The organism is Wohlfahrtiimonas larvae (genome assembly GCF_002006755.1).
GTDB classification, from domain to species: Bacteria; Pseudomonadota; Gammaproteobacteria; order Cardiobacteriales; family Wohlfahrtiimonadaceae; genus Wohlfahrtiimonas; species Wohlfahrtiimonas larvae.
In genome coordinates, this window is record NZ_MVDO01000243.1 from 13,344 (window position 1) to 35,557 (window position 22,214).

At 37.4% G+C, this 22,214-nt stretch carries 21 protein-coding genes and 1 tRNA gene; 14 read left to right on the forward strand and 8 right to left on the reverse strand.

Annotation, left to right across the window (positions count from 1 at the left end):
• Positions 1–14: 14 nt before the first annotated feature.
• Positions 15–368, forward strand: coding sequence for a DUF488 domain-containing protein (locus BZK14_RS12360; protein ID WP_077926769.1), 354 nt, complete (start codon positions 15–17; stop codon positions 366–368).
• Positions 369–373: 5 nt separating this feature from the next.
• Here BZK14_RS12360 and BZK14_RS12365 read toward each other — a convergent pair whose 3' ends face one another.
• Both BZK14_RS12365 and BZK14_RS12370 read right to left on the reverse strand, forming a co-directional pair.
• Complete coding sequence (locus tag BZK14_RS12365; protein ID WP_077926770.1) at positions 374–1,138, reverse strand: hypothetical protein; 765 nt, start codon at positions 1,136–1,138, stop codon at positions 374–376.
• 24 nt (positions 1,139–1,162) lie between these two features.
• Positions 1,163–1,678, reverse strand: a complete 516-nt coding sequence (locus tag BZK14_RS12370) for a Slp family lipoprotein (protein WP_077926771.1) — start codon at positions 1,676–1,678, stop codon at positions 1,163–1,165.
• Between the two features lie 102 nt (positions 1,679–1,780).
• Between BZK14_RS12370 and BZK14_RS12375 the strand changes: the two genes are divergently transcribed.
• On the forward strand, positions 1,781–2,632 hold the full coding sequence (locus BZK14_RS12375; protein WP_077926772.1) for a PhzF family phenazine biosynthesis protein: 852 nt from the start codon (positions 1,781–1,783) through the stop codon (positions 2,630–2,632).
• A gap of 22 nt (positions 2,633–2,654) precedes the next feature.
• Here the strand turns inward: BZK14_RS12375 and BZK14_RS12380 are convergent, their stop codons facing one another.
• The 3 genes from BZK14_RS12380 to recG all read right to left on the reverse strand — a co-directional run bounded on the left by BZK14_RS12380 (position 2,655) and on the right by recG (position 5,926).
• On the reverse strand, positions 2,655–3,077 hold the full coding sequence (locus BZK14_RS12380; RefSeq protein WP_245831355.1) for an MORN repeat-containing protein: 423 nt from the start codon (positions 3,075–3,077) through the stop codon (positions 2,655–2,657).
• A complete protein-coding gene (gene rquA, locus BZK14_RS12385; RefSeq protein ID WP_077926774.1) occupies positions 3,074–3,799 on the reverse strand; it encodes a rhodoquinone biosynthesis methyltransferase RquA in 726 nt (241 codons plus the stop codon). Before rquA ends, BZK14_RS12380 begins: the two co-directional genes overlap by 4 nt.
• A 90-nt stretch (positions 3,800–3,889) precedes the next feature.
• Entirely contained in the window at positions 3,890–5,926 is a 2,037-nt protein-coding gene (gene recG / locus BZK14_RS12390) for an ATP-dependent DNA helicase RecG (protein WP_077926775.1), read from the reverse strand.
• A gap of 88 nt (positions 5,927–6,014) precedes the next feature.
• On the opposite strand from recG, the gene ispB reads away from it, so the two are divergent.
• From ispB to BZK14_RS12410, 4 genes are all read left to right on the forward strand, one after another.
• On the forward strand, positions 6,015–6,995 hold the full coding sequence (gene ispB / locus BZK14_RS12395; RefSeq protein ID WP_077926776.1) for an octaprenyl diphosphate synthase: 981 nt from the start codon (positions 6,015–6,017) through the stop codon (positions 6,993–6,995).
• 54 nt (positions 6,996–7,049) lie between these two features.
• Positions 7,050–9,836 (forward strand): bifunctional [glutamate--ammonia ligase]-adenylyl-L-tyrosine phosphorylase/[glutamate--ammonia-ligase] adenylyltransferase, encoded by a 2,787-nt coding sequence (glnE, locus tag BZK14_RS12400; RefSeq protein ID WP_077926777.1) that lies wholly within the window; start codon positions 7,050–7,052, stop codon positions 9,834–9,836.
• An 85-nt stretch (positions 9,837–9,921) separates the two neighbouring features.
• A complete protein-coding gene (locus BZK14_RS12405) occupies positions 9,922–10,725 on the forward strand; it encodes a DUF922 domain-containing protein (RefSeq protein WP_077926778.1) in 804 nt (267 codons plus the stop codon).
• A 77-nt stretch (positions 10,726–10,802) separates the two neighbouring features.
• Positions 10,803–11,306: a 3'-5' exonuclease gene (locus BZK14_RS12410; protein ID WP_077926779.1), complete on the forward strand. Its 504-nt coding sequence runs from the start codon at positions 10,803–10,805 to the stop codon at positions 11,304–11,306.
• Between the two features lie 230 nt (positions 11,307–11,536).
• Here BZK14_RS12410 and BZK14_RS12415 read toward each other — a convergent pair whose 3' ends face one another.
• The 3 genes from BZK14_RS12415 to glmM form a co-directional block, all read right to left on the reverse strand.
• Positions 11,537–12,994, reverse strand: a complete 1,458-nt coding sequence (locus BZK14_RS12415) for a TrkH family potassium uptake protein (protein ID WP_245831357.1) — start codon at positions 12,992–12,994, stop codon at positions 11,537–11,539.
• An 83-nt stretch (positions 12,995–13,077) separates the two neighbouring features.
• A tRNA-Arg gene (locus BZK14_RS12420) sits at positions 13,078–13,151 on the reverse strand.
• A 9-nt stretch (positions 13,152–13,160) separates the two neighbouring features.
• A complete protein-coding gene (glmM, locus tag BZK14_RS12425) occupies positions 13,161–14,468 on the reverse strand; it encodes a phosphoglucosamine mutase (RefSeq protein ID WP_077926780.1) in 1,308 nt (435 codons plus the stop codon).
• Between the two features lie 180 nt (positions 14,469–14,648).
• Here glmM and BZK14_RS12430 point away from each other — a divergent pair, with 180 nt between their 5' ends.
• The 8 genes from BZK14_RS12430 to purB all read left to right on the forward strand — a co-directional run bounded on the left by BZK14_RS12430 (position 14,649) and on the right by purB (position 22,174).
• Positions 14,649–15,602, forward strand: coding sequence for an NAD-dependent epimerase/dehydratase family protein (locus tag BZK14_RS12430; RefSeq protein ID WP_077926781.1), 954 nt, complete (start codon positions 14,649–14,651; stop codon positions 15,600–15,602).
• Between the two features lie 10 nt (positions 15,603–15,612).
• Positions 15,613–16,068: a dUTP diphosphatase gene (dut, locus tag BZK14_RS12435; protein ID WP_077926782.1), complete on the forward strand. Its 456-nt coding sequence runs from the start codon at positions 15,613–15,615 to the stop codon at positions 16,066–16,068.
• Between the two features lie 16 nt (positions 16,069–16,084).
• On the forward strand, positions 16,085–17,155 hold the full coding sequence (leuB, locus tag BZK14_RS12440; protein ID WP_077926783.1) for a 3-isopropylmalate dehydrogenase: 1,071 nt from the start codon (positions 16,085–16,087) through the stop codon (positions 17,153–17,155).
• A gap of 73 nt (positions 17,156–17,228) precedes the next feature.
• Positions 17,229–18,338, forward strand: coding sequence for an aspartate-semialdehyde dehydrogenase (gene asd / locus BZK14_RS12445; protein ID WP_077926784.1), 1,110 nt, complete (start codon positions 17,229–17,231; stop codon positions 18,336–18,338).
• A 148-nt stretch (positions 18,339–18,486) separates the two neighbouring features.
• Positions 18,487–20,043, forward strand: coding sequence for a UvrD-helicase domain-containing protein (locus BZK14_RS12450; RefSeq protein ID WP_077926785.1), 1,557 nt, complete (start codon positions 18,487–18,489; stop codon positions 20,041–20,043).
• A gap of 3 nt (positions 20,044–20,046) precedes the next feature.
• The gene (locus tag BZK14_RS12455; RefSeq protein ID WP_077926786.1) at positions 20,047–20,403 is read left to right on the forward strand and encodes an ArsC/Spx/MgsR family protein; all 357 of its coding nucleotides are present in this window, start codon (positions 20,047–20,049) and stop codon (positions 20,401–20,403) included.
• Positions 20,403–20,804 carry a DUF423 domain-containing protein gene (locus tag BZK14_RS12460; protein ID WP_245831359.1) on the forward strand — a complete coding sequence of 134 codons (402 nt, stop codon included), beginning with the start codon at positions 20,403–20,405 and terminating at the stop codon, positions 20,802–20,804. The genes BZK14_RS12455 and BZK14_RS12460 overlap by 1 nt, the downstream gene beginning before the upstream one ends.
• Positions 20,805–20,806: 2 nt before the next feature.
• Entirely contained in the window at positions 20,807–22,174 is a 1,368-nt protein-coding gene (gene purB / locus BZK14_RS12465) for an adenylosuccinate lyase (RefSeq protein WP_077926788.1), read from the forward strand.
• The last annotated feature ends 40 nt before the right edge of the window (positions 22,175–22,214 follow it).

The following is a 22,214-nucleotide window of genomic DNA, read 5'->3' on the forward strand; positions in this document are numbered from 1 at the left end:
TGGAATATTAACCAATGATCCAATGTAAAAGAGTTTATGAAGCCACAACAGAAAGCGATGGCTATCGAGTTTTAGTCGATCGTTTATGGCCGAGAGGCGTTAAAAAGGCTGATTTAATCATGGATGAATGGAATAAAACCATTACGCCATCCACAGAATTACGAAAATGGTATCATGCTAATCGTGACCAATTTTCAGTATTTAAGGGAATGTATTTAGCCGAATTAGAAGCAAATCGAGAGGCTTGGCTACCATTAATTCCTAAAATACAAAATGAAACAGTGACATTATTAACTGCCGAGAAAGATCCTGAAAATCAACATGCAGGTATTTTACAAGCCTTTTTAATTCAAAAGGCTCAGAAATAATTACTCTAGAATTTAAAAGTTAAACCAATCATTGGGCCTTGCTGGACAATATCGTACACATAGCCATTTTTACGATAATCCACACCAATTGCACGATAACCTGCCGTTATAGTCAGATCTTTATTAATCGCCCAATTGCCTAACAAAGCTAAATCCCAATCAGATTTGGCTTGCCCGCCACCTGCTAAGCTCCAATATGTGACAGATAAATCATCATTGAATCGATATAAGCCACGAAGCCCGGCTGTGACATCCATCCAATTCTTTTTGGTTGTAGCAGAAATACCATTCAATGGCCCACCACGCAAACCTAAATCAACATCAGCATGCCAACCACGTAAACCTAAGACAGTATCTAATCTCACTGTATCTGTTGAATAAATGGTATAGCCTGCCCCTACAAATCCGCTCATAACCTTACCTTTAGCCAAAATATGTGATGCTGGTATATTGACTGGTAATCTCTGCGTAACTTTTCCATGAATATACATAAAATCCATCAATATACTATAACGTCCCTTGCGGGCTGATCCCATAACCATCGCAGCTAAATCAACATCATTTACAATATCTGAAAAACTTGATTTTACAAAATGCGTACCAACTCTTGGATGCCCAGCATCCCCACGCACACTTGCAGCCCAAATATATGGCGCAAGGCTGAGTCGCCACTCATTATCGTTATCTATCATCTCATCCGAATGAGCAACAGAAGCCAAACCAAGGCTTAATAGCACTACTAAAGGGATTATTTGATACTTTTGTAACATGAGTTACCTCCAATATAGAATAGTTTACTCAGCACTGTCTGTTGTTCGACGTGGATAGAGATAACGCCCAGAACTAAATTCCCAACGATTATTATCATATTTATTTGGGAATTGGCTTGTCCAAGCACGGTAATCATTTGCCTTCACCTTTAAGATTATCATGTCATTGCCCGCAATATTTTCTTTACTCAAGCTTTCAACATTGCCTAAAACCACAACACGATCACCAATCACTGTGCCATCAAAATCAAAACGCACTTCTGGTGTAAAGGTAACAACAATACGTTCATTCAGTATGTTCGTACCTTGCACAGGATAACCTGAACTATTGATTGTGCGTTTAATCAGTTCCATCTGCTTTTGATTCACATCAATAATCACAATTTCACCACCAACATAAACACGCTGCCCGATAGCTTCTTTGACAGGCATACTTACCACATCATCAAACCTTGCCACTCCTTCTGCCTGATGTACGAGAAAATTCCCCATACATCCTTGCAAAAATAATATTGCAATCACTACTATCCATTTTTTCATGTTATATCCATCATTGATTCAAATAACTGTAACGACATCAAATATCTTTCTAAATTATCCTACAATTAACTTATACTATGAATTAAAAATATTGGAACTTTTATGCAATCTTTAAATTATTATTGGATCAATGTTTTTACTACTGAACAAGATAAAGGCAATCCGCTGCCTGTTTTTGTTTTAAAAAAAACATTATCACAAACTGCGATGCAAAAAATAGCAACAATGATGAATCAATCTGAAACTGTTTTCATTGAAAATTTGAATAATGATTCTCCTAAATTGCATATCTATACTCCGATGCAAGAATTACCATTTGCAGGCCATCCTATCATTGGTGCTTTACAAATTATCAAAAAATTAAAAAACTCATCCTGTACCGATAGCCTAGAAACATTAGCAGGTACTGTTAATGTTCAAATCGATCAACATCAACAAATTTATTGGATCAAAGCCCCTATCACACCTAAACAACGTGCAAGCACTTTAGATATTCCATTAACAAGCCAAATGCTAAATATTCCTGAATCACAAATTGTTAGCGCACCTCAATGGTTGAATACAGGCAGTGAACAGCTGATTGTAGAACTGAGCGATGCAAATGCCGTAGATTCTATTCAAATTAATCTTGATCTCTTTCAAAAGCATGCAACATTGTATGCAGGTAGAACAATGATCTATCTTTGGGCGAGAGATCATGACAATGTTTATACACGTTACTTATACTTTAAAAATGGGGCATTGGGTGAAGATAGCGGTACAGGCTCAGCATGCTCTAATTTGGGTGGTTTACAAGTTTTAGAAGGTAACAATAACTTTGAATGGACAATTCGCCAAGGCTGTTTATTAGGCCGTGAAAATGTCTTATTCTTAAAAGTCACAGCCAACCAAGAGATCTGGATTGGCGGACAAAACCGTTTTATGGGCAAAGGTGAATTGCTCTGGGCTGATTAATTCAGCCACAATATTCTATTTCTTAAATAATTGGCATCGTGCGGCCATCTGTGAAATGCATTGTGCCTTTATAAACTTTGTTATGCTTCATGGTACCGATAAAGAAAGAACCATCACTTAATGTGAGTTTACCACGACCATGTAACTCACCATTCACATGCTCACCATCATAAATCGCCCCATCATTTGTCACTGTTTGACCAAATCCGTGGGGCTTACCATTTTTTACAGCGCCTGTATAAACAGCATCTTTTGACTTAACTGTACCAAAACCAGTAGCTTGTGAATCTTTGATTTCCCCTGAATAAACTGAACCATCTGCCAACGTGATCGAACCATAACCATTGTCAGGCATAATTTGTGCAACTGGTTTTGCATCACCATAAGTTGAACAACCCGTCACAATACTTAAAATACCCACTAATAATAAAATCTTTTTCATCATTTCTTCCGAGTTGCAATCACACATTGATAAACACCACCAAAAATTGTCTCTTTTTGCCAATCAAATTCATCTTTTCGGCTAGCATAACTTTGAATCTCATTTTCCCACAATGCTTTAGAAAATGGTTCTAAATAATGGTTCACTAACTGTAAAATTGTACGAAAGGGCTGCCAATATTTCTTAGGTTGATGATAATCCACAAAAACTACTTTGCCATTTTCAGCAACATTATCCAACATACGATCCACAATTTTATGTTTCATATCTTCAGGCACTTCGTGGAGCAACATAAAACTACAGACTAAATCAAAAGGCTGATCTGCTTGATACAAAGCAGCATCAGAAGCAATCACCTTAGCTTGGCTAAAACTATTTAACTTTCTATGCGCTTGCTCTAGTTGCACTGGCGTACAATCTGTTAAATGAAACTCGCCATCCTTCCCTACTTTATTGGCAACATCCACAACCAACGATCCATAAACGTGTGCCACTTGCCAAACGCGCATACCAGGTTCAATTAAATCCAAATAACGATTCATCAATCGCCCTGCATTTAAAAACAATAAACTCCAAACTGTAGCATCATGATCTAAAAAACGAACATATTTAGGATTCACATAAGCCCAATCGTAAACTTCTTTTAAATATTCAGGAATATTTTCCTCTGCACATTCAACTTTCACCAATTCTCGATCAGTTTCATTCTTATAATGTTCTATCATTATTTTTCCTAAATTAACTGTGACATTAATTTTTACCTAGGATGATTATAACGAATAATTTTAATGCTTATGATTTATCTATATTTTCTCTTACACATGAATAAACTGCGTACGATGATTTAACCAGCGCTTGATCAAGCCATTCACAATTTCATCGTTATCCAATAGCTTTGGTACCATTTTTTGTGCTTTTTCAATGATGTCTTTATGTTGGAAAATATTCGCAACTTTAAATGTCACTTCTCCCGTTTGTTTCGTACCAATGATTTCGCCTGTGCCACGCAATTCTAGATCTTTTTCTGCGATCACAAAGCCATCTTCTGTTTGTTGTAATATTCGTAAGCGTTCTTGTGCCACTTGGGATAATGGCGGCTCATACATCAACAAACAGAATGATGCTTTACTACCGCGCCCAACTCGCCCACGCAATTGATGCAATTGGAATAAACCTAAGCGCTCCGCATTTTCAATGATCATGATAGAGGCATTTGGCACATCCACGCCAACTTCGATCACCGTTGTTGCCACCAATACATCCAACTCATGATTTTTAAAGGATTGCATGATGGATTCTTTATCTTTAGGCTTCATCTTGCCATGCAATAAACCAATGCGTAAATCAGGCAAAGATTCCTCCAATAAATGATGGCTTTCTTCTGCCGCTTGCGCTGTTAATGTTTCATTGGATTCAATCAGGGTACAAACCCAATAAGCTTGCACGCCTTCAGCACATTGCAATGCCAAACGCGAAATTAATTGATCACGCTTTTGATGATTCACCAATGTTGTTGTAATAGGAATTCGGTTTGCAGGTTTTTCATCAATAATGGAATGCTTCAAATCCGCATAAGCGATCATTGCCAATGTTCGTGGAATCGGCGTTGCTGTCATCATCAAAAAGTGCGGTTGTTGTAATTGGTTTTTCTCTTGCAACGCTAAGCGCTGTTCTACACCAAAGCGATGCTGTTCATCCACAATCACTAATGCTAAAGATGAATATTCCACGCTTTCTTGGAAAGTTGCGTGCGTGCCGACAATCACTTGCGCCTCACCATTTTTAATGGCTTCACCGCGAATACGTTTCTCTTTCGCTGTTAATCCACCTGATAAAAATGTCACTGAAATTCCCAAGGGCGTTAATAGCTTGCTGATTGTCAGATAATGTTGCTCTGCCAATAATTCTGTGGGCGCTATCATGATCGCTTGCTGCTTCATCATCGCAACATGCAATAATGCAACCGTTGCAACGATCGTTTTACCTGAACCTACATCGCCCTGCACTAAGCGCATCATTGGTTTATCCTGCATTAAATCTTCTTTGATTTCTGCAATCACACGATTTTGTGCATTCGTTAATTTATATGGCAATGCGGATAACAATGTTTTCTCTGCATCAAATGATAATTTAATGGGAATGCTCTCTTTTTGTGATTCTTGCTCTCTTGCTCTGCTCAATGCCAATTGATACGCCAATATTTCTTCCAAAGCTAACGCCTTTTGCCAAGGATGCAAACCTTCTGATAATTGAAAAAGATCCGCATCAGGTGGTGGATTGTGCAGATAATGGAGCGCTTCTGATAGCGAATATTTTTGGCTCACAAAACTTGGGAAAGAATCAGGTGTAATTAATTTCATGGCAGAAGCCATAATGGAACGAATCTGCTTTTGTGTTAAACCTGCCGTTAAAGGATAAATAGGCGTTAATCGCTCTTCCACAGGAATATTTTCATGCAAGGCTTTAAATTCAGGATGCACCATCTCCAAGTAAGGATAGCCTTTTTTCACTTCACCAAAAGCTCGAATCAAACCATCATCATCAAAGGTTTTCAACATGCCTGAATTAAAGTTGAAAAACTTCAACATCATCAATCCCGTGCCATCTTTGATCCACACCGTTAAATATTTGCGTTTGCCTTGCGATAACTCTTTTTTCACAACGCGCGCTTCTACAATGGCCGTATCGCCGATGCGAAGGGCTTCGATCGGTACCAAACGTGTACGATCCTGATAACGATATGGTAAATGAAAAATCAGATCTTGGATCGTATGAATATGCAATTTTTCCAAAGTTTTGGCCATTTTTGGCCCAACCCCAGGCAATTGTGTGATGTTTTGCTCAAGAATCACAAATTATCTCTTCCGTTATGAATACTTTTTGACAAACACCCCTTATAATACATGAATTCATTGTAAAAAGAGAAACCGAGGCGACTGGATGTCAATCAAAAATGTTCAAGCGTTAATTGCTGAAGATTTCAATAAAGTTAACGAATCAATCATGGCAGCATTATCTTCTGATGTTGCATTAATTAATGAATTGGGTGCTTATATCATTATGTCAGGCGGTAAACGCTTACGTCCAATGATGACTGTATTATGTGCAAAAGCAGCGCAATATACAGGTGACAAACATATTTCAGCAGCAGCTTTAATCGAATTCATTCATACAGCAACATTGTTGCATGATGATGTTGTGGATCACTCAGATATGCGCCGTGGCAAAGAAACTGCCAATGCCATTTGGGGAAATGAAGCAAGCGTTTTAGTGGGTGACTTTTTATACACGCGCGCTTTCCAAATGATGGTGGATTTAGATTCAATGCAAGTGATGCGCGTATTAGCGCAAGCAACTAATCGCATTGCAGAAGGTGAGGTTCTACAGTTATTAAATATCAAAGAACCTGACATTACAGAAGAAAACTACTTCAACGTGATCTATTCTAAAACTGCAAAATTATTTGAAGCAGCCGCAGAAGTTGCAGGCATCATGGCTTATGAAACATCAGGCCAGCCTGAATATCAAATCGAAGCATTCCGTGAATATGGAAAATTTGTGGGCACTGCATTTCAATTGATTGATGATATTTTGGATTACACTGCAACAGCCGAAGAAATGGGTAAAAATACAGGTGATGACTTAGCTGAAGGTAAACCAACACTGCCATTGATTCGTGCGATTCAAGTAGGTACGCCTGAAGAAGCTGAATTGGTGCGTAATGCATTATTGAATGCAGATGTAAGCCAATTGGATGAAATCTTAAAAATCATCGAGCGTACAGAATCTTTAACTTACACATATCAAAAAGCATGTGAGCAAGTGGAAATGGCAATCAAAGCCATCGACCCCATTGCAGATACGCCGTACAAAGAAGCATTGATCGAACTTGCAAAATACTCAATTGCACGTAAGTTTTAATATTCGTTATCCAAACCCTTCTTTGAAGGGTTTTCTTTTCTGTAGGAAATGATCATGTTGAATTATTGGTTACAATTTGAAGAGCGCCATCCTGAGCTTTATCAATCACTCAAAGCCCATCATCATTTCCTTGCGCTCAATTTATTTATTGAAGCTTCACCTTGGGCTGGTCGTTTAATTCTCAATCGCCCTGCTTTGTATCTGAACCATTTTTTGGATGGCATTTGGGATTCACCTTTGGATCTATCCATTTATCCCATCAATACTGAAAATGAAGATAAAGCTTCCGTTTGTCTTCGCCAAGTACGCAATCAATTACTTCTTAAAATGGGCTATCGCGATATTAATCATCGTGATGACATTATGGTCATCAATCGTGATTTAACATTGATTGCTGATTTCTTCTGTGAGCAAGCCCTCAACATTGCTTATGAAATCACGAGCCGAAACAATGAAGTGCCTCTGGATGAATCAGGCAAAGCCATTCAGCCCTATATCATCGGTATGGGGAAAATGGGCGGTTACGAGCTCAACTTCTCATCCGACATTGACCTCATTTTTGGTTATGCGGGCGATGATGCTCACTTTTTCCATAAAGTCGCCCGCAGATTCATTCATCTATTGCACAACAGCACAGAAGATGGTTTTGTTTATCGTGTAGATTTACGCTTGCGCCCATTTGGCAGTAGCGGGCCGATTGCCTTATCCACACAAGCGATGGTGAATTATTACTTCCAATATGGCAGAGATTGGGAACGTTATGCACTCATCAAAGCACGAGTTGTGGCAGGTAACTTTGAAGAAGGCAATGCATTTTTAGCAGAACTTATACCTTTCATTTATCGTAAATCCATTGATTATGAATTAGTGGATGCGCTCAAAAATATCAAAGAGATGATCCAAAAAGAAGTGATTCTTAAAGATAATCACAACAATATTAAACTCGGTGATGGCGGTATTCGTGAAATCGAATTCATTGCGCAGATCTTCCAGCTGATTCACGGTGGCAAGCAAACAGATCTACAAACCACTGAGATCATGAAAGCACTTGATATCATCGCTGTGCGTTATTTACCGCCAGAAACTGTAGCTGCATTAAAAGATGCTTATCTATTTTATCGTACCATCGAAAATCGATTACAAATGGTACATGATGAGCAAACACATACATTACCAACCATACAACACGATCAGCAGCGTTTGATCAAAATGCTAAGTATTGCCCATTGGGAACATTTTGAAAAAATGCTCATGTTTCATCAAGGTATTGTGCATGAACAATTTGAAAATATTTTTGGTGCTGTCACCGTTCAAGAAAATGAAAATCACTTCTCTTCCCTATTAAAATTACTGCGTGAACCACAAGAAGCCATTGATTTCAAAAAATGGTGTGATCAACAAAATATCCCTGAAAGCGAACAAAAATCCTATTTATTATGGGCATTTCAAAAGGAAACGTTCTTAAAACTAGATGAAAATGACCAAAAAGAGATGACGCTAATTTTACTCCATGCATTTCATTATTTGGAAACCAAGCAACAGCAAACTTCGCACACTTTAAATCTTTTTTTGGATATTTTATCTAGCATTGCTTATGAAAAACGCTTCATTCATTGGCTATATGAATATAATAATGCGTTGATGCGCATTTTGGATCTATGTTGTAACACAACATGGCTCAGTCGATATTTAGCGCGTTATCCTGTGTTGTTTGAAGATTTAATGGAAAGTTTGGAAGCAACAAAGCCCATTAATCATAAAACTCTAAGTAAATCCCTTAATACATTACTAGAACAACCTAAAACCACAGAAGAACAACGATTAAACCTTCTTCGCGATTTCTTGCATAAAAATATCCTAAAAATTGCAATGGCAGACTTTTCAGGCAAAGTGCCATTGATGATTGTCAGTGACTATTTATCTGAATTGGCGGATACTTTGCTCAATAAAATTTTGCGATTGGCTTGGCACGAACTCAACTTAAAGCACGGGCAGCCCACTTCTGATTATCATAAAAATGGCCGCCCTGATTTTATCATTGTGGCTTATGGCAAACTGGGTGGATTAGAATTAGGTTATCAATCAGATTTAGATATTATCTTCTTACATGATGCCAATGAAGAACAAATGACAGATGGTGCTAATCCTATTTTAAATAGTGATTTCTTCATTAAATTGGCACAAAAAATCATCCATTATTTAACAGCACAAACGGCCGCTGGCCGATTATATGAAGTAGATATGCGCCTTCGCCCAAGTGGAGCATCGGGTTTATTGGTTTCAAGCTTTGAACGCTTTAAAAATTACCAAGCCAATGATGCTTGGATTTGGGAGCACCAAGCATTGATTCGCGCTCGCCCTGTGACAGGCAGTCAAACTTTAACCAATGCATTCAACCAGTTCCGCAAAGAGATTTTAACACGCCAGCGCAGTATTCCGCATTTGAAACAAGAGATCGTCAAGATGCGCCAAAAGTTGGATAAGCAGTTTTTAGCTAAACAATCAGATCTTTCCCGAAAATTAAAATATGGCGATGGCGGAATGGTGGATATTGAGTTCTTAGTGCAATATCTTGTGTTATCCCACGCGCATCATGAGCCTTTGCTTGTGCGTTTTACGGATAATATTCGTCAACTCGCAGCCTTAGAAGCTTTAGGACGCTTAAATTCTTGGGAAGCTATGATTCTACGTGATACTTATCGTTCAATCCGGAAAATTCAACATTATGCGAAATTATCCGACCAAGAAACCTTGGAAAAACCACAAGAGTTAGTGGAATCCATGCAACTAGCTAAAGAAATTCATGATAAAATTTTTGGACAGACGTCATATAAAAAATAAAGCGATCATAACCAATAATTAAGCAATTATTTCGTTTATAATTATTCATCATAAATATACACAATGATTAACTGGTTATTTGATAATGAAAATATTAGATAAAACATTGATATATTCACTTATATCTATTTACCTCGCTTTGTTTACGAATCAAGCATATGCGCTTACACTCAAAACATCAGAGAATCATTACTTGGTATCCCCAAAGGATGAACATGATGTACAAAGAGCTATTTATGATGCTTCACCTATGTTGATGAATCAACATGATGCAAACAGTCATAAATATGTCGGTATGCATGAAGCACGATATAGCTCACCTAGCTATGAACTTAAATATCGTCCTGGCAAGTTATGCTTCATTCATTCAATAAATATACAGTTTTACTCCAATATTTATATGCCTAAGTTAGATATGGCCATCGGACGATACTCAGATAAAACTCTAATGAAATTTGATTCTGAATTGTATGAAATTAGAACTCATGAATTACAGCATAGAAATATCTATATTTCTCATCTACAAAATGTCTTAGATAATTTACGCACCATCAATCAAAAAAATTCTACATTCAAGGATTGCGCACCATTACAAAGATACATTGAACAGAGCTTCAAAAATACACAAACAACTATTAAACAAAAGAATTTAGACTTAGACTGCTATGAATATGGTAATAAACTTAATTTAACAATTTGTAAAAATGCTCGCATACAACACCAAAAAGTTGAACAGGGTTCATTTTCATCCTTAGTTCAAAACGATAATGCTAAAAAAGTTGTAAGCTATGAAGATGAATCTCAACATACAGAATGTGAAGGAAAACTTATAGAGCCTTTCAAAGGGAAATTTTATTGCGTGCCTGAAGATAGTTACTCTGAATGGTAATTCAGCTTCTGAGAATCAAAACATTAATTAAAATTAACAATACAAAAATAATAAGTTATTGGAGAAGAAATTAAACTATGAAAAACACTAATTTTTTAATAACCACACCCAAATTACAAAAAGAAATCAATCAGATTGAAAAAAATATTGAACAGGAAAAATTTACGCATCCTATAGAAGACTATCAATTTTGCGACATACAACTACCTGATAATTGTCAGCTACCTCCTGATATACAATCTTTAATCACTACTCAAATGAATAATATTCTGTCTAATATTCACACTATTATTCAAAGTATGAATCAATCACAAACCCATCTTATTGAAGAAAATTATAAAACAGAGCAAAATAGGCTCATGCAATTAGTTGAACAATATAGCCAAGAGTTATCAGATACTAAAAGTGAACTTCATAGGCTTCAACAAAGTATCTCTATCTATAAAAGTGAAATTAATAAACTAATGCAGTTAATTTATGCTAGAAACTGTTTAATCCAAAAATTATCCGAAGATAACGAAGCTCTTCAAAAAAGACAACATGTATACACAACACCAATATCGTCAAAAATTCTATTTTAACTTTGGATTAATTGGTCTGAGGTTAAGCTGTGGATAACTTTGTGAATAATCATCACAGCATCGTTAAGATTTTGGTATATAGCTCATTATCCAAAGTCAGATCAAAGATTAATCAGCATTTGTAAAGCTGATAATTTCAGGCAGTTTCAAAACTTATTTATAACTTATGAGTTTTAAATAAGTTATCCACACTATTACATATCAAACTGTGGATAACTTTGTGAATAATATTAACTTCTCCAAAAACTTGGTGTGAGTAATACAAATATTGTAAAGATCTCTAAACGCCCTAACAACATTGTAAAACTTAAAACAGAGAGCCCCATATCACTGATGGAAGAATAATTATTCGCGATAGAACCTAATGCTGGCCCTGTAATATTCAAACACCCAGCAACAGCAGAAAAGGCATCTAAAGGACTTAACCCACATGCGATCATAACCAGTGTCAGTACTACTGTAGACAAACAATATAATACAATGAATGCCCATACACTCGCTAATATGGATAAAGGAATAACTTTCCCATCCACACGAACAGGTAACTCTGCACGCGGATGAATTAAGTGCTTCACTTCACTATATGCCTGCTTGCACACCAAAATGATACGAATCATCTTCATACCACCTGTTGTTGACCCTGCACACGCCCCCATAAATGATAAAAAGATTAACAACAATGGTAAAAATGTGGGCCAATCACTGAATGGATTAATCAAAAAACCTGTTGTGGTGATCATTGCAATAACAGTAAAGAATGCATTGACAATAGCATCATACCAACCATTGAACACAGAAAAATAATGCAATGTTAAGGCTACAATGATAGAAGCGCCAACAGACACAAAAAAGAATGTTCTTAATTCAAAATTCTGAAAATAACGTTTAACACTTTTTTCTCTAAAAACTAAAAAATGTAGTGTAAAGTTAATCCCACCCATGAACATAAAAAAGATCGCAATCCAATTAATTACTTCGCTTTGGAAGTAACCAATACTATCATCATAGTTTGCAAAGCCTGCCGTTGCTACAGTGGAGAAACCATGCGTAATTGCATCAAATAGATCCATCCCTGCAAAATAATAACTAGTGATACATGCTAACATTAATGAGATATAGACAAACCATAAGTTACGTGCTGTTTGTGCAATTCTTGGTGTTAATTTTTCCTCTTTCATAGGGCCTGGTACTTCTGCCTTAAAGAGCGCCATTCCGCCCATGCCCAATAATGGCATAATGGCCACCGCCAAGATGATGATCCCCATACCACCAAAGAAGTGTAATTGCGTGCGATACCATAAAATAGATTTCGGCAAAGTTTCTAGATGATTTAAGACTGTTGCACCCGTCGTAGTAAACCCTGAAGTTGCTTCAAAAAATGCATGAATAAATGAAATATCCAACTCTTTTGACATTGCAAGTGGCAAAGCACCAATTAAACTTAAAACACTCCAGAATAGTGCAACAATAATAAAACCATGCCGTGTTTTAAGTTCATAATCTACTTTTCTAAATGGAAACCACCACAGAGCCCCCAAAACTAACGTAATGAGAAAGGCACTGATAAAATATTGCGTTTGTCCATCTGAGTAAATCAATGAAATCCCAACAGGGATTAAAAAAGTAAAGCTAAAAGCCATCATCAACATTCCCATTATCTTGAAAATAATGGCAAGCTGCTTATCCATGGACAGATTTCCTAACAAAAAGAGAGCTATTTTACGCTCTTATTAATCAATTGTGTAGTTTATCTAATAGATATGATGATATGTGCCCCGAACACGATTCGAACGTGTGACCTTTCCCTTAGGAGGGGAATGCTCTATCCTGCTGAGCTACCGAGGCATTATTCTATTATTTCTGATTTTCGATCAATTTTGCAAGTGTTTCTGCATATTCTCGTGATGCTTTCACATCAAAACTTTCTACCATGACTCGAACTACCGGCTCAGTGCCTGAAGGGCGAATCAATACCCGACCTTTATCTCCTAGCTGTTGCTCAACAATTGCAATCGCATTTGTCACAGCATCTGTTTCCCAGCCATCACGATCAGATATTTTAACATTGATTAAGGTCTGCGTAGATTTAGGAATATGCTGTAAAGCTTCCTGAATTGTCATATTTTTGGCTAAAATTGCTTGTAAAACTTGCAAGGCAGCAATGATACCATCACCCGTTGTATGCTTATCCATACAAATGATATGCCCTGAATTTTCACCGCCTAGAGTTAAACCATGATGTTTTAACTGTTCCAATACATAACGATCACCTACTTTTGCACGGATCAAATCAATGCCTTCTTGCTTTAAAGCATATTCAAAACCCAAGTTACTCATAATTGTTGCAACAATTGCTTTTTCTTTACGGTGCGTTGCGATCAAATATAAAATTGCATCACCGTCATAAACAATGCCTTTAGAATCTACGATGACTAAGCGATCACCGTCACCATCAAAGCCAATGCCACAATCTGCTTTTTCTTCTAACACTTTCTTCTGAAGTGCTGCAGGCTGTGTTGAGCCAACTTGATCATTAATATTAAAGCCATTAGGCTGATTGCCAATCACAACAACTTTTGCGCCCAACTCAGTGAATACATGCGGTGCAATGTGATAAGTTGCACCATTAGCGCAATCTAAAACTATTTTCATACCGCGTAAATTCAAATCACGTGCGGAGCTCTTACAAAATTCAATATAACGCCCTGCGGCATCTGTAATACGACGCACACGGCCAAACTTATCAGGATCTACAGAAATCAATGGTTCATCTAGTTGTCGTTCAATTTCAAACTCAATACTATCATCCAATTTCTGTCCATCTTCACCAAAGAATTTTACGCCATTATCAAAATATGGATTATGTGAAGCTGAAACCATACAGCCTGCTGATGTATCTAAGGTTTTTGTTAAATATGCAATGGCTGGTGTTGGCATAGGGCCTGTTAAAGCAACATCTACGCCTGCATACGTTAAACCTGCTTCCAATGCTGATTCAAACATATAGCCAGAAATTCGTGTGTCCTTTCCAATTAACACTCGAGCACCTTCACGCGCTAAAGTTTTTCCTGCAGCATAACCCAGTTTTAAAATAAACTCTGGTGTCATTGGAGTTTGTCCTGTTAAGCCACGAACTCCATCTGTACCAAAATAACGACGCATGCAGACTCCTTATATTGTATTAGTTTTCTTAATGGCGCTGATTTTATACTGTTTTGCTAAAAATTGATATTCTGATCATTTGTCAAAATATATAGAGATATCTATATATGCAGTTTACGACCCTAATCCCATTAGTTAGAATGGATCGGTTATTCTTCCTACTTTTTAGAGGAGTTGTCTATGTCAAAAATCATCATTCTCGGTGGTAGCGGTTACGTAGGTAGCCATATTATCAGCCGTTTAGCAAGAGATAAAAACAATTCGATCATCGTATTCTCACGCAACAAAAATCCACAGGTGGATACTAAACAATGTCAGTTTGTGAAGTTCAAAACTTATCCAAAAACTGATGCAGAAATGCTCTATCACATCCATGATGCTGACATTATGATTAACTTAATGGGCACAATGGATGGTAATCGTAAGCGCGCAACCAAAGCTCATGTTGAATTAGTCAAACATTATGCTGAATTAGCAAAGCAGACAAATATCAAGCACTTTGTACACATGAGTGCATTAGGTGTTTCAGAAAAAGGTGGCAGTGTTTATTTTGATACTAAATGGCAAGGTGAAGTTACACTAAAAGAAACATTAAAAGACAGCGACATTAAAGTATCAATTCTTCGCCCTTCATTCATGTTTGGTCATCGTGCGCCAAGCATTGATAATTTGGTACGCTTAATCAATAAGTGCCCAATATTTATGTTGCCAGGTGCATTCACAAAATTTCAACCTGTTTATATTGATGATGTGACACACGCTGTTGTAAACATCTTACAAACACAAGAAACTCATGAACAAACTTATGATTTAGTTGGTCCAGAAGTTATGACATTTTTAGAGATGATTCGTGATGTTATGCGTTATTCTCAGCTATGTCGTAAGAAAGTTATCGCAATGCCAGGCTTTTTTGCATACATGTTAGCATTGACCACAGGATGGTTCCCAAAAGCACCATTTACAATGAATCAATATAACAGCTTGAAAGTCGACAGCATTTCAGATACAAATAATCTACCGCAATTAAATATTGAACCTCAATCATTCCAATCCGTCATGAGCTTTGAGTACAAATATGGTCTACAAGATCGCTATGAAAATGACAGAATGACTGCAGGCAGAAATATTATTTAAAGGATTTACAGTGTTATTAGTTGATTACAAGATTTTAGACAAACGTTTAGGCAATGAGTTTCCACTGCCAAGTTATGCAACTGCAGGCTCTGCAGGTTTAGACTTGCGTGCGATGCTCGATGAACCTTTAACGTTACAACCAGGCGAAAGTGCTTTTGTAAAAACAGGTATGGCAATCTATATTAAAGACCCTGCATATGCTGCAATGGTATTACCTCGCTCTGGTTTAGGGACAAAACACGGGATTGTACTTGGTAATCTTGTGGGCTTAATTGATGCAGATTATCAAGGTGAATTAATGGTTTCAGCTTGGAATCGCAGCAATAAAGCTTTTACAATCGAAGTGGGTGAACGCTTAGCACAGATGATTATCGTGCCAGTGATCCAAGCGAATTTCCAAGAGGTAGAAGAATTTGAAGCATCGGAACGCGGCGCCGGTGGCTTTGGTCATACAGGCCGCAATTAAACAATAAGGATGAGGAATGAAAGTATTAGTATTACCAGGTGATGGTATTGGTCCAGAAATCACAGAACAAGCAGTTCGTGTATTAAATGTTATGAATGACAAGTACAACCTTGGCATTGAAACAGAAACCGCACTCATTGGCGGTATTGCATACGATAAAACGGGCAAACCACTACCAGATGAAACCTTAACCAAAGCAATTGCAGCTGATGCTGTCTTACTTGGTGCAGTGGGTGATACTAAATACGATACATTACCTCGTGAAGTTCGCCCAGAACAAGGTTTATTGGCAATTCGTAAAGGTTTAAACTTATTTGCTAATCTACGCCCTGCCCATGTTTTCAAAGAATTGGCACATGCTTCTTCTTTAAAAGAAGAGTTAGTTTCTGGGTTAGATATTTTAATCGTGCGTGAATTAACAGGCGATATCTATTTCGGTCATCCTCGTGGGATCGAAATCCGCAATGGTGAAAAAGTTGGGTTCAATACTATGTTGTATTCAGAATCTGAAATCCGTCGCATTGCACATGTTGCATTCAAAGCAGCGCAAGCACGCAATAAACAAGTTTGTTCTATCGATAAAATGAATGTGTTGGAAACAACACAATTATGGCGCGATGTTGTAACAGAAGTTGCCAAAGAATATCCTGATGTAAAACTATCACACATGTTAGTAGACAATGCTGCAATGCAGTTAGTTCGTCAACCAAAACAGTTTGATGTAATGCTAACAGGCAATATCTTTGGTGATATTTTATCTGATGAAGCAGCGATGTTAACAGGCTCTATCGGCATGTTACCTTCCGCATCTTTAGATGAAAATAACAAAGGTTTATATGAGCCAAGCCATGGTTCAGCACCTGACATTGCAGGTCAAAACAAAGCCAATCCTTTAGCAACCATTATGTCTGTCAGCATGATGTTTAAATACACATTCAATCGCCCTGACATTGCAAAAGAAATTGATGATGCCATTGAAACTGTCTTGAGCAAAGGCATTCGCACAGGTGATATTGCACAAGCAAACAGCACAGTAGTTGGTTGTAAAGAAATGGGTGATGCAGTGATTGCAGAGCTTCAAGCATAATCAATTTAAACAAATATTGATCTGATCTTGCCTCAAGGCAGGATCATGGATTTGCATTATTAAGGATACAAAAATGAAAAAGGTTGGTTTAGTTGGCTGGCGCGGAATGGTTGGCTCTGTGCTGATGGAAAGAATGGTTGAAGAAGGTGATTTTAAACACATTCATGCAACTTTCTTCTCAACATCCAATGCTGGTGGTACAGCTCCTAATATGGGCGGCGCACAAGAAAGCACATTAGAAGATGCTTACAACATTGAAGCATTGATGGCTCAAGACATTATTTTGACATGCCAAGGCGGTGATTATACAAAAGCTGTTTATGAGAAATTACAGCTCGCAGGTTGGCAAGGTTATTGGATTGATGCAGCATCTACATTGAGAATGGAAGAAAATGCGATCATCGTATTAGATCCAATCAATCGTAACAACATTGATCAAGGCTTAAATAATGGTATTAAAACATTCGTGGGTGGTAACTGTACAGTTAGCTTGATGTTAATGGCATTGGGTAGTTTATTCAAAGAAGGTTTGGTTGAATGGACAACATCTATGACTTATCAATCAGCTTCAGGTGCTGGCGCACAAAACATGCGTGAATTGCTCCAACAAATGCAATTCATCGGTAATGAAATGGCTGAAGATTTAATCTCACCTGCAAAAGCAATTTTAGAGATCGATCGTCGTGTTTCACATTTATTGAAGCAAGATCAATTCCCTAAAGATAACTTCACAGTACCTTTAGCAGGTAACTTAATTCCTTGGATTGATAGCGAATTAGCTGATGGTCAAAGCCGTGAAGAATGGAAAGGCATGGTGGAAACTAATAAGATCTTAGCTTCTACGCATGATGTTCCTGTGGATGGCATTTGTGTTCGTGTTGGCGCAATGCGCTGCCATTCACAAGCGTTGACATTAAAACTCACAAAAGACGTACCTTTAAATGATATTGAAACAATGATTCGTGAATCTAATGATTGGGTACGTGTGATTCCTAATCATCGTGAAGAAACAATGAAGTTATTAACACCTGCAGCTGTTTCTGGCACATTAGAAGTTCCTGTTGGCCGTTTACGTAAAATGAAAATGGGTAATGAATACTTATCTGCTTTCACAGTTGGCGACCAATTACTTTGGGGTGCTGCTGAACCTGTGCGTAGAATGTTAATGATTTTGGTACACTAAAGCTTACTTTAGACTAAATATTAAAATGCCTGTGAAGATTAAATTTCACAGGCATTTTTGATTAATCAAAGATATTAGCTCAAGATTTTCAGATCTTTGATAGAATAAGCCTTTTCATTTTGCAACTCACAATGATCAACCTACCGAAATGAAGCTAACGCCTGAGCAAGATGCCATTCTTGCAATTGATGCTAATTTAAAAGTGAATGCCGTTGCCGGTTCCGGTAAAACGACAACGATCGTCGCATATGCAAAATCCCGCCCCAATGATGCAAAAATTCTATATTTAGCGTTTAACCAAACTGTTAAACAAGAAGCTATTCTGCGATTTCAACAGGCAGGTTTATACAATGTCACTGTAGAAACAGCCCACTCTTTAGCATTTCGTTACATTGTTAGACGCGGTGGTTATCAACTTAAGAATAATGGCTATTCCATTCCCGAAACGGTCAATATTTTAGATCTGCAATCATCCATGCCGATTCAGCGTGCTTATTTATTCGCGCATCATATTGATAAACTACTTCGATTCTATTGCAATAGCTCTGTCAAAAGTGCTGATGAATTAGATTATTTCAGCTTACTCAGCGATGATAAAGCCAAAGCTTTTGTGAAAATGAATTATTCGGAAATTGTGGATTATACGAGAACTTTCATTCGCAAAATGAACCAAGCAGAGATTGAAATTACCCATGATTTTTATCTCAAAAAATTCCAATTGGTGCGCCCTAACCTACCTTACGATTATATTTTCTTTGATGAAGGACAAGACGCATCTTCCGTGATGCTCGATATTTTCTTAAAGCAATCTGCGAAAAAGATGATCGTGGGCGATCGCCACCAACAAATTTATAGTTGGCGTCATGCTGTGAATGCTTTGGAAGAAACGGACTTTACAACCTTTCCTTTAACAAAAAGCTTCCGTTTCCATTCGGATATTGCCCTTTTGGCTGAATCCATTTTGGAATGGAAAAGCTACTTGCACATTAAAGATAATTTAACCATTGAAGGCGTGGGCACAACTGATAACAAGCATCAAAAAATTGTTTTAGGACGAACAAATTTAGGTTTACTCCGTGAAGCCATTCGCTATATTCATGATCCATCCTTAACAGGCTCTATCTATTTTGAAGGTAGTATTCATGCTTACACACATACGGAAGAAGGTACTTCTTTGTATGATGTGGTGAACTTGCATTTGGGTAAAATTGATAAAATTCATAGCCCAATGATTAAATCTTTCGAGAACTTAGAATCTTTGGAAGAATATGCAGAGGAAACCAACGATACACAACTTAAAATGCTCATAGAATTGGTGCGTTTATATGGCGCTAAAATCTTTGGTGTGATGAAAAAGTTAAAAGATCGCTTAGTAGCCAAAGAAGATAAAGAAACAGCTGATTTACTCTTTTCCACCGTGCATCGCAGCAAGGGTTTAGAGTACGATGAAGTTTATCTTGTAGAAGATTTCATCACCGAAGATGAAGTGAAACGTTTATCAAAAAATTCTGATGATTTGCAAAATCTTAAAATCATCGAAGAAATTAATTTATTATATGTTGCGATTACACGCGCAAAACACACCATTTACATTGCAGAAAATATGTTGCCGAAGGATTTTCCTCAATTGCCACACATTAAGATCATGAATCCGAAAGTGCGAGTGAATTATCTGCAAGAGTTTTACAATTTGGGAAGGAAATAAATCATGTGGACAATTTATCACAATAGCAATTGCTCTAAATCCAATGCCGCTTTTGATCTCTTAAAAGATAAAGGCGTTGAATTTCAAATCATCAATTATATTGAGAATCCTCCTTCTATTGATAAATTACGCATTCTTTGCACGCAGTTAAATAACGATATTGAAGCCATGATCCGTAAAAAAGATGATGGCTTTTTAACGATCAGCGAACAATGGAATGCTTGGACATTGGATCAAAAGCTAGAATTTTTATCTCAAAATTCACAATTAATGGAGCGCCCGATTGTAGTTAATGCACACAAACAAGCGAAAATTGGCCGCCCTGATCACACTGTATTATTTGAACTATTTGAGGATTAATGATGCGTAATTTCTTTATCATTGGCGGATTATTCTGCGCTTTAGCAGTTGGGCTCGGTGCGTTTGGTGCTCATGCATTAAAGCCACATTTGGATAGTTATGGTTTAGGCTTATGGGAACGAGCCACGTATTACCAAATGACGCACGGTATGGCGATCATCATCACAACGCTTGCTGCATATTTCTTCAAAACATCGCGCTGTTTCTTTGTTGCCAATCTCTTATTCACGATTGGTATTTTTTGTTTTGCTGGCAGTTTATATACCATCGCACTCACGAACATTAAAATGTTTGGCATGATCGCACCGATTGGTGGCGTTTCATTCATGGCTGCGTGGTTATTGGTTTTTATTGGTTGTTTTAAATCTTCTTCAAACATTGTTATTCCTAAAGGGGCTTAAATATGTTGGATGCAATTACTGCACTCTCTCCACTCGATGGACGTTATTCAAGACAGACATCACCATTACAAAGCATCATGAGTGAATATGGCTTGGTTAAAGCGCGTATCACTGTTGAAATTGAATGGTTCATCGCATTGTCAGAAAATGCGGGCATTCCTGAAGTTCCTACATTCTCAAAAGAAGATGTGCAAAAACTTCGTGATATTTATGCTGCCTTCTCACCAGAAGATGCTAAAGCCGTTAAAGAAATTGAAAAAACAACAAATCACGATGTAAAAGCCGTTGAATATTGGTTAAAAAATGCATTCAAAGCTGTGCCTGAAATCGCAGAATATTCTGAATTCATTCACTTTGCCTGTACATCAGAAGACATCAATAACTTGTCTTATGCTTTGATGTTGAAAGAAAGCATTAATAATGTTGTGAAACCTGAATTATCAGCGATCATTGCAACATTACGCTCAATGGCACACGAATTTGCTGAAATCCCATTATTGTCACGCACACATGGTCAATCAGCAACGCCATCAACCTTAGGTAAAGAGATGGCGAACGTTGTTTACCGTTTAGAGCGCCAATTCAAAGCATTAGAAACATTTGAATTCTTCGGTAAAATCAACGGTGCTGTAGGGAACTACAATGCGCACATGGTTGCTTACCCTGCAGTTGATTGGGAAGCGCATGCTCAAAACTTAGTGATCAATCATTTAGGTTTAAGCTTCATGCCTTACTCAACACAAATCGAGCCACATGATTACGTTGCTGAGCTATCACACATTATGAGCCGCTCAAACACAATCATGATCGATTTAGCGCGTGATATTTGGGGTTACATTAGCTTAGGTTACTTCAAACAAAAAGTGATCGAAGGTGAAGTTGGTTCTTCTACAATGCCACACAAAGTTAACCCAATCGACTTTGAAAATGCTGAAGGTAACTTCGGTATTTCTAATGCATTGTTCATTCACTTTGCTGAAAAATTACCAATTTCAAGATGGCAACGTGACTTGAGCGACTCAACAGTATTGCGTAGCTTAGGTTCAGCATTCGGTTACACTTTGATTGCTTATAAGAGCTTACAAAAAGGTTTAGGCAAATTAGAAGTGAACGAAGCAATCATCAGCAAAGATTTAGATTTAAACTGGGAAGTATTAGCAGAACCAATCCAAACTGTAATGCGCCGTTATAACATTGAATCACCATATGAAAAATTGAAAGCATTAACTCGCGGCCAAAAGATCAGTGCAGAAAAATTATCTCTATTCATTGATTCTTTAGAACTGCCTGAAGATGTGAAAGTGGAGTTGAAAAAATTAACACCACATAACTACATTGGTAAAGCGGTTGAATTAGCGAAAAAAATCTAATCCGCATTCCTATCAATACAAATATCCCGCCTGCAGGCGG

What these genes read in the sequence shown, in the direction of transcription:
- BZK14_RS12405 (WP_077926778.1), top strand. Translation starts at nt 9,922, where the DNA reads ATGAAAATATTAGATAAAACATTGATATATTCACTTATATCTATTTAC.
- BZK14_RS12360 (WP_077926769.1), top strand. Translation starts at nt 15, where the DNA reads ATGATCCAATGTAAAAGAGTTTATGAAGCCACAACAGAAAGCGATGGC.
- BZK14_RS12380 (WP_245831355.1), bottom strand. Translation starts at nt 3,077, where the DNA reads ATGATGAAAAAGATTTTATTATTAGTGGGTATTTTAAGTATTGTGACG.
- BZK14_RS12450 (WP_077926785.1), top strand. Translation starts at nt 18,487, where the DNA reads ATGAAGCTAACGCCTGAGCAAGATGCCATTCTTGCAATTGATGCTAAT.
- leuB (WP_077926783.1), top strand. Translation starts at nt 16,085, where the DNA reads ATGAAAGTATTAGTATTACCAGGTGATGGTATTGGTCCAGAAATCACA.
- glmM (WP_077926780.1), bottom strand. Translation starts at nt 14,468, where the DNA reads ATGCGTCGTTATTTTGGTACAGATGGAGTTCGTGGCTTAACAGGACAA.
- rquA (WP_077926774.1), bottom strand. Translation starts at nt 3,799, where the DNA reads ATGATAGAACATTATAAGAATGAAACTGATCGAGAATTGGTGAAAGTT.
- BZK14_RS12365 (WP_077926770.1), bottom strand. Translation starts at nt 1,138, where the DNA reads ATGTTACAAAAGTATCAAATAATCCCTTTAGTAGTGCTATTAAGCCTT.
- BZK14_RS12460 (WP_245831359.1), top strand. Translation starts at nt 20,403, where the DNA reads ATGATGCGTAATTTCTTTATCATTGGCGGATTATTCTGCGCTTTAGCA.
- BZK14_RS12410 (WP_077926779.1), top strand. Translation starts at nt 10,803, where the DNA reads ATGAAAAACACTAATTTTTTAATAACCACACCCAAATTACAAAAAGAA.
- BZK14_RS12370 (WP_077926771.1), bottom strand. Translation starts at nt 1,678, where the DNA reads ATGAAAAAATGGATAGTAGTGATTGCAATATTATTTTTGCAAGGATGT.
- ispB (WP_077926776.1), top strand. Translation starts at nt 6,015, where the DNA reads ATGTCAATCAAAAATGTTCAAGCGTTAATTGCTGAAGATTTCAATAAA.
- glnE (WP_077926777.1), top strand. Translation starts at nt 7,050, where the DNA reads ATGTTGAATTATTGGTTACAATTTGAAGAGCGCCATCCTGAGCTTTAT.
- BZK14_RS12455 (WP_077926786.1), top strand. Translation starts at nt 20,047, where the DNA reads ATGTGGACAATTTATCACAATAGCAATTGCTCTAAATCCAATGCCGCT.
- BZK14_RS12375 (WP_077926772.1), top strand. Translation starts at nt 1,781, where the DNA reads ATGCAATCTTTAAATTATTATTGGATCAATGTTTTTACTACTGAACAA.
- purB (WP_077926788.1), top strand. Translation starts at nt 20,807, where the DNA reads ATGTTGGATGCAATTACTGCACTCTCTCCACTCGATGGACGTTATTCA.
- BZK14_RS12430 (WP_077926781.1), top strand. Translation starts at nt 14,649, where the DNA reads ATGTCAAAAATCATCATTCTCGGTGGTAGCGGTTACGTAGGTAGCCAT.
- BZK14_RS12415 (WP_245831357.1), bottom strand. Translation starts at nt 12,994, where the DNA reads ATGGATAAGCAGCTTGCCATTATTTTCAAGATAATGGGAATGTTGATG.
- asd (WP_077926784.1), top strand. Translation starts at nt 17,229, where the DNA reads ATGAAAAAGGTTGGTTTAGTTGGCTGGCGCGGAATGGTTGGCTCTGTG.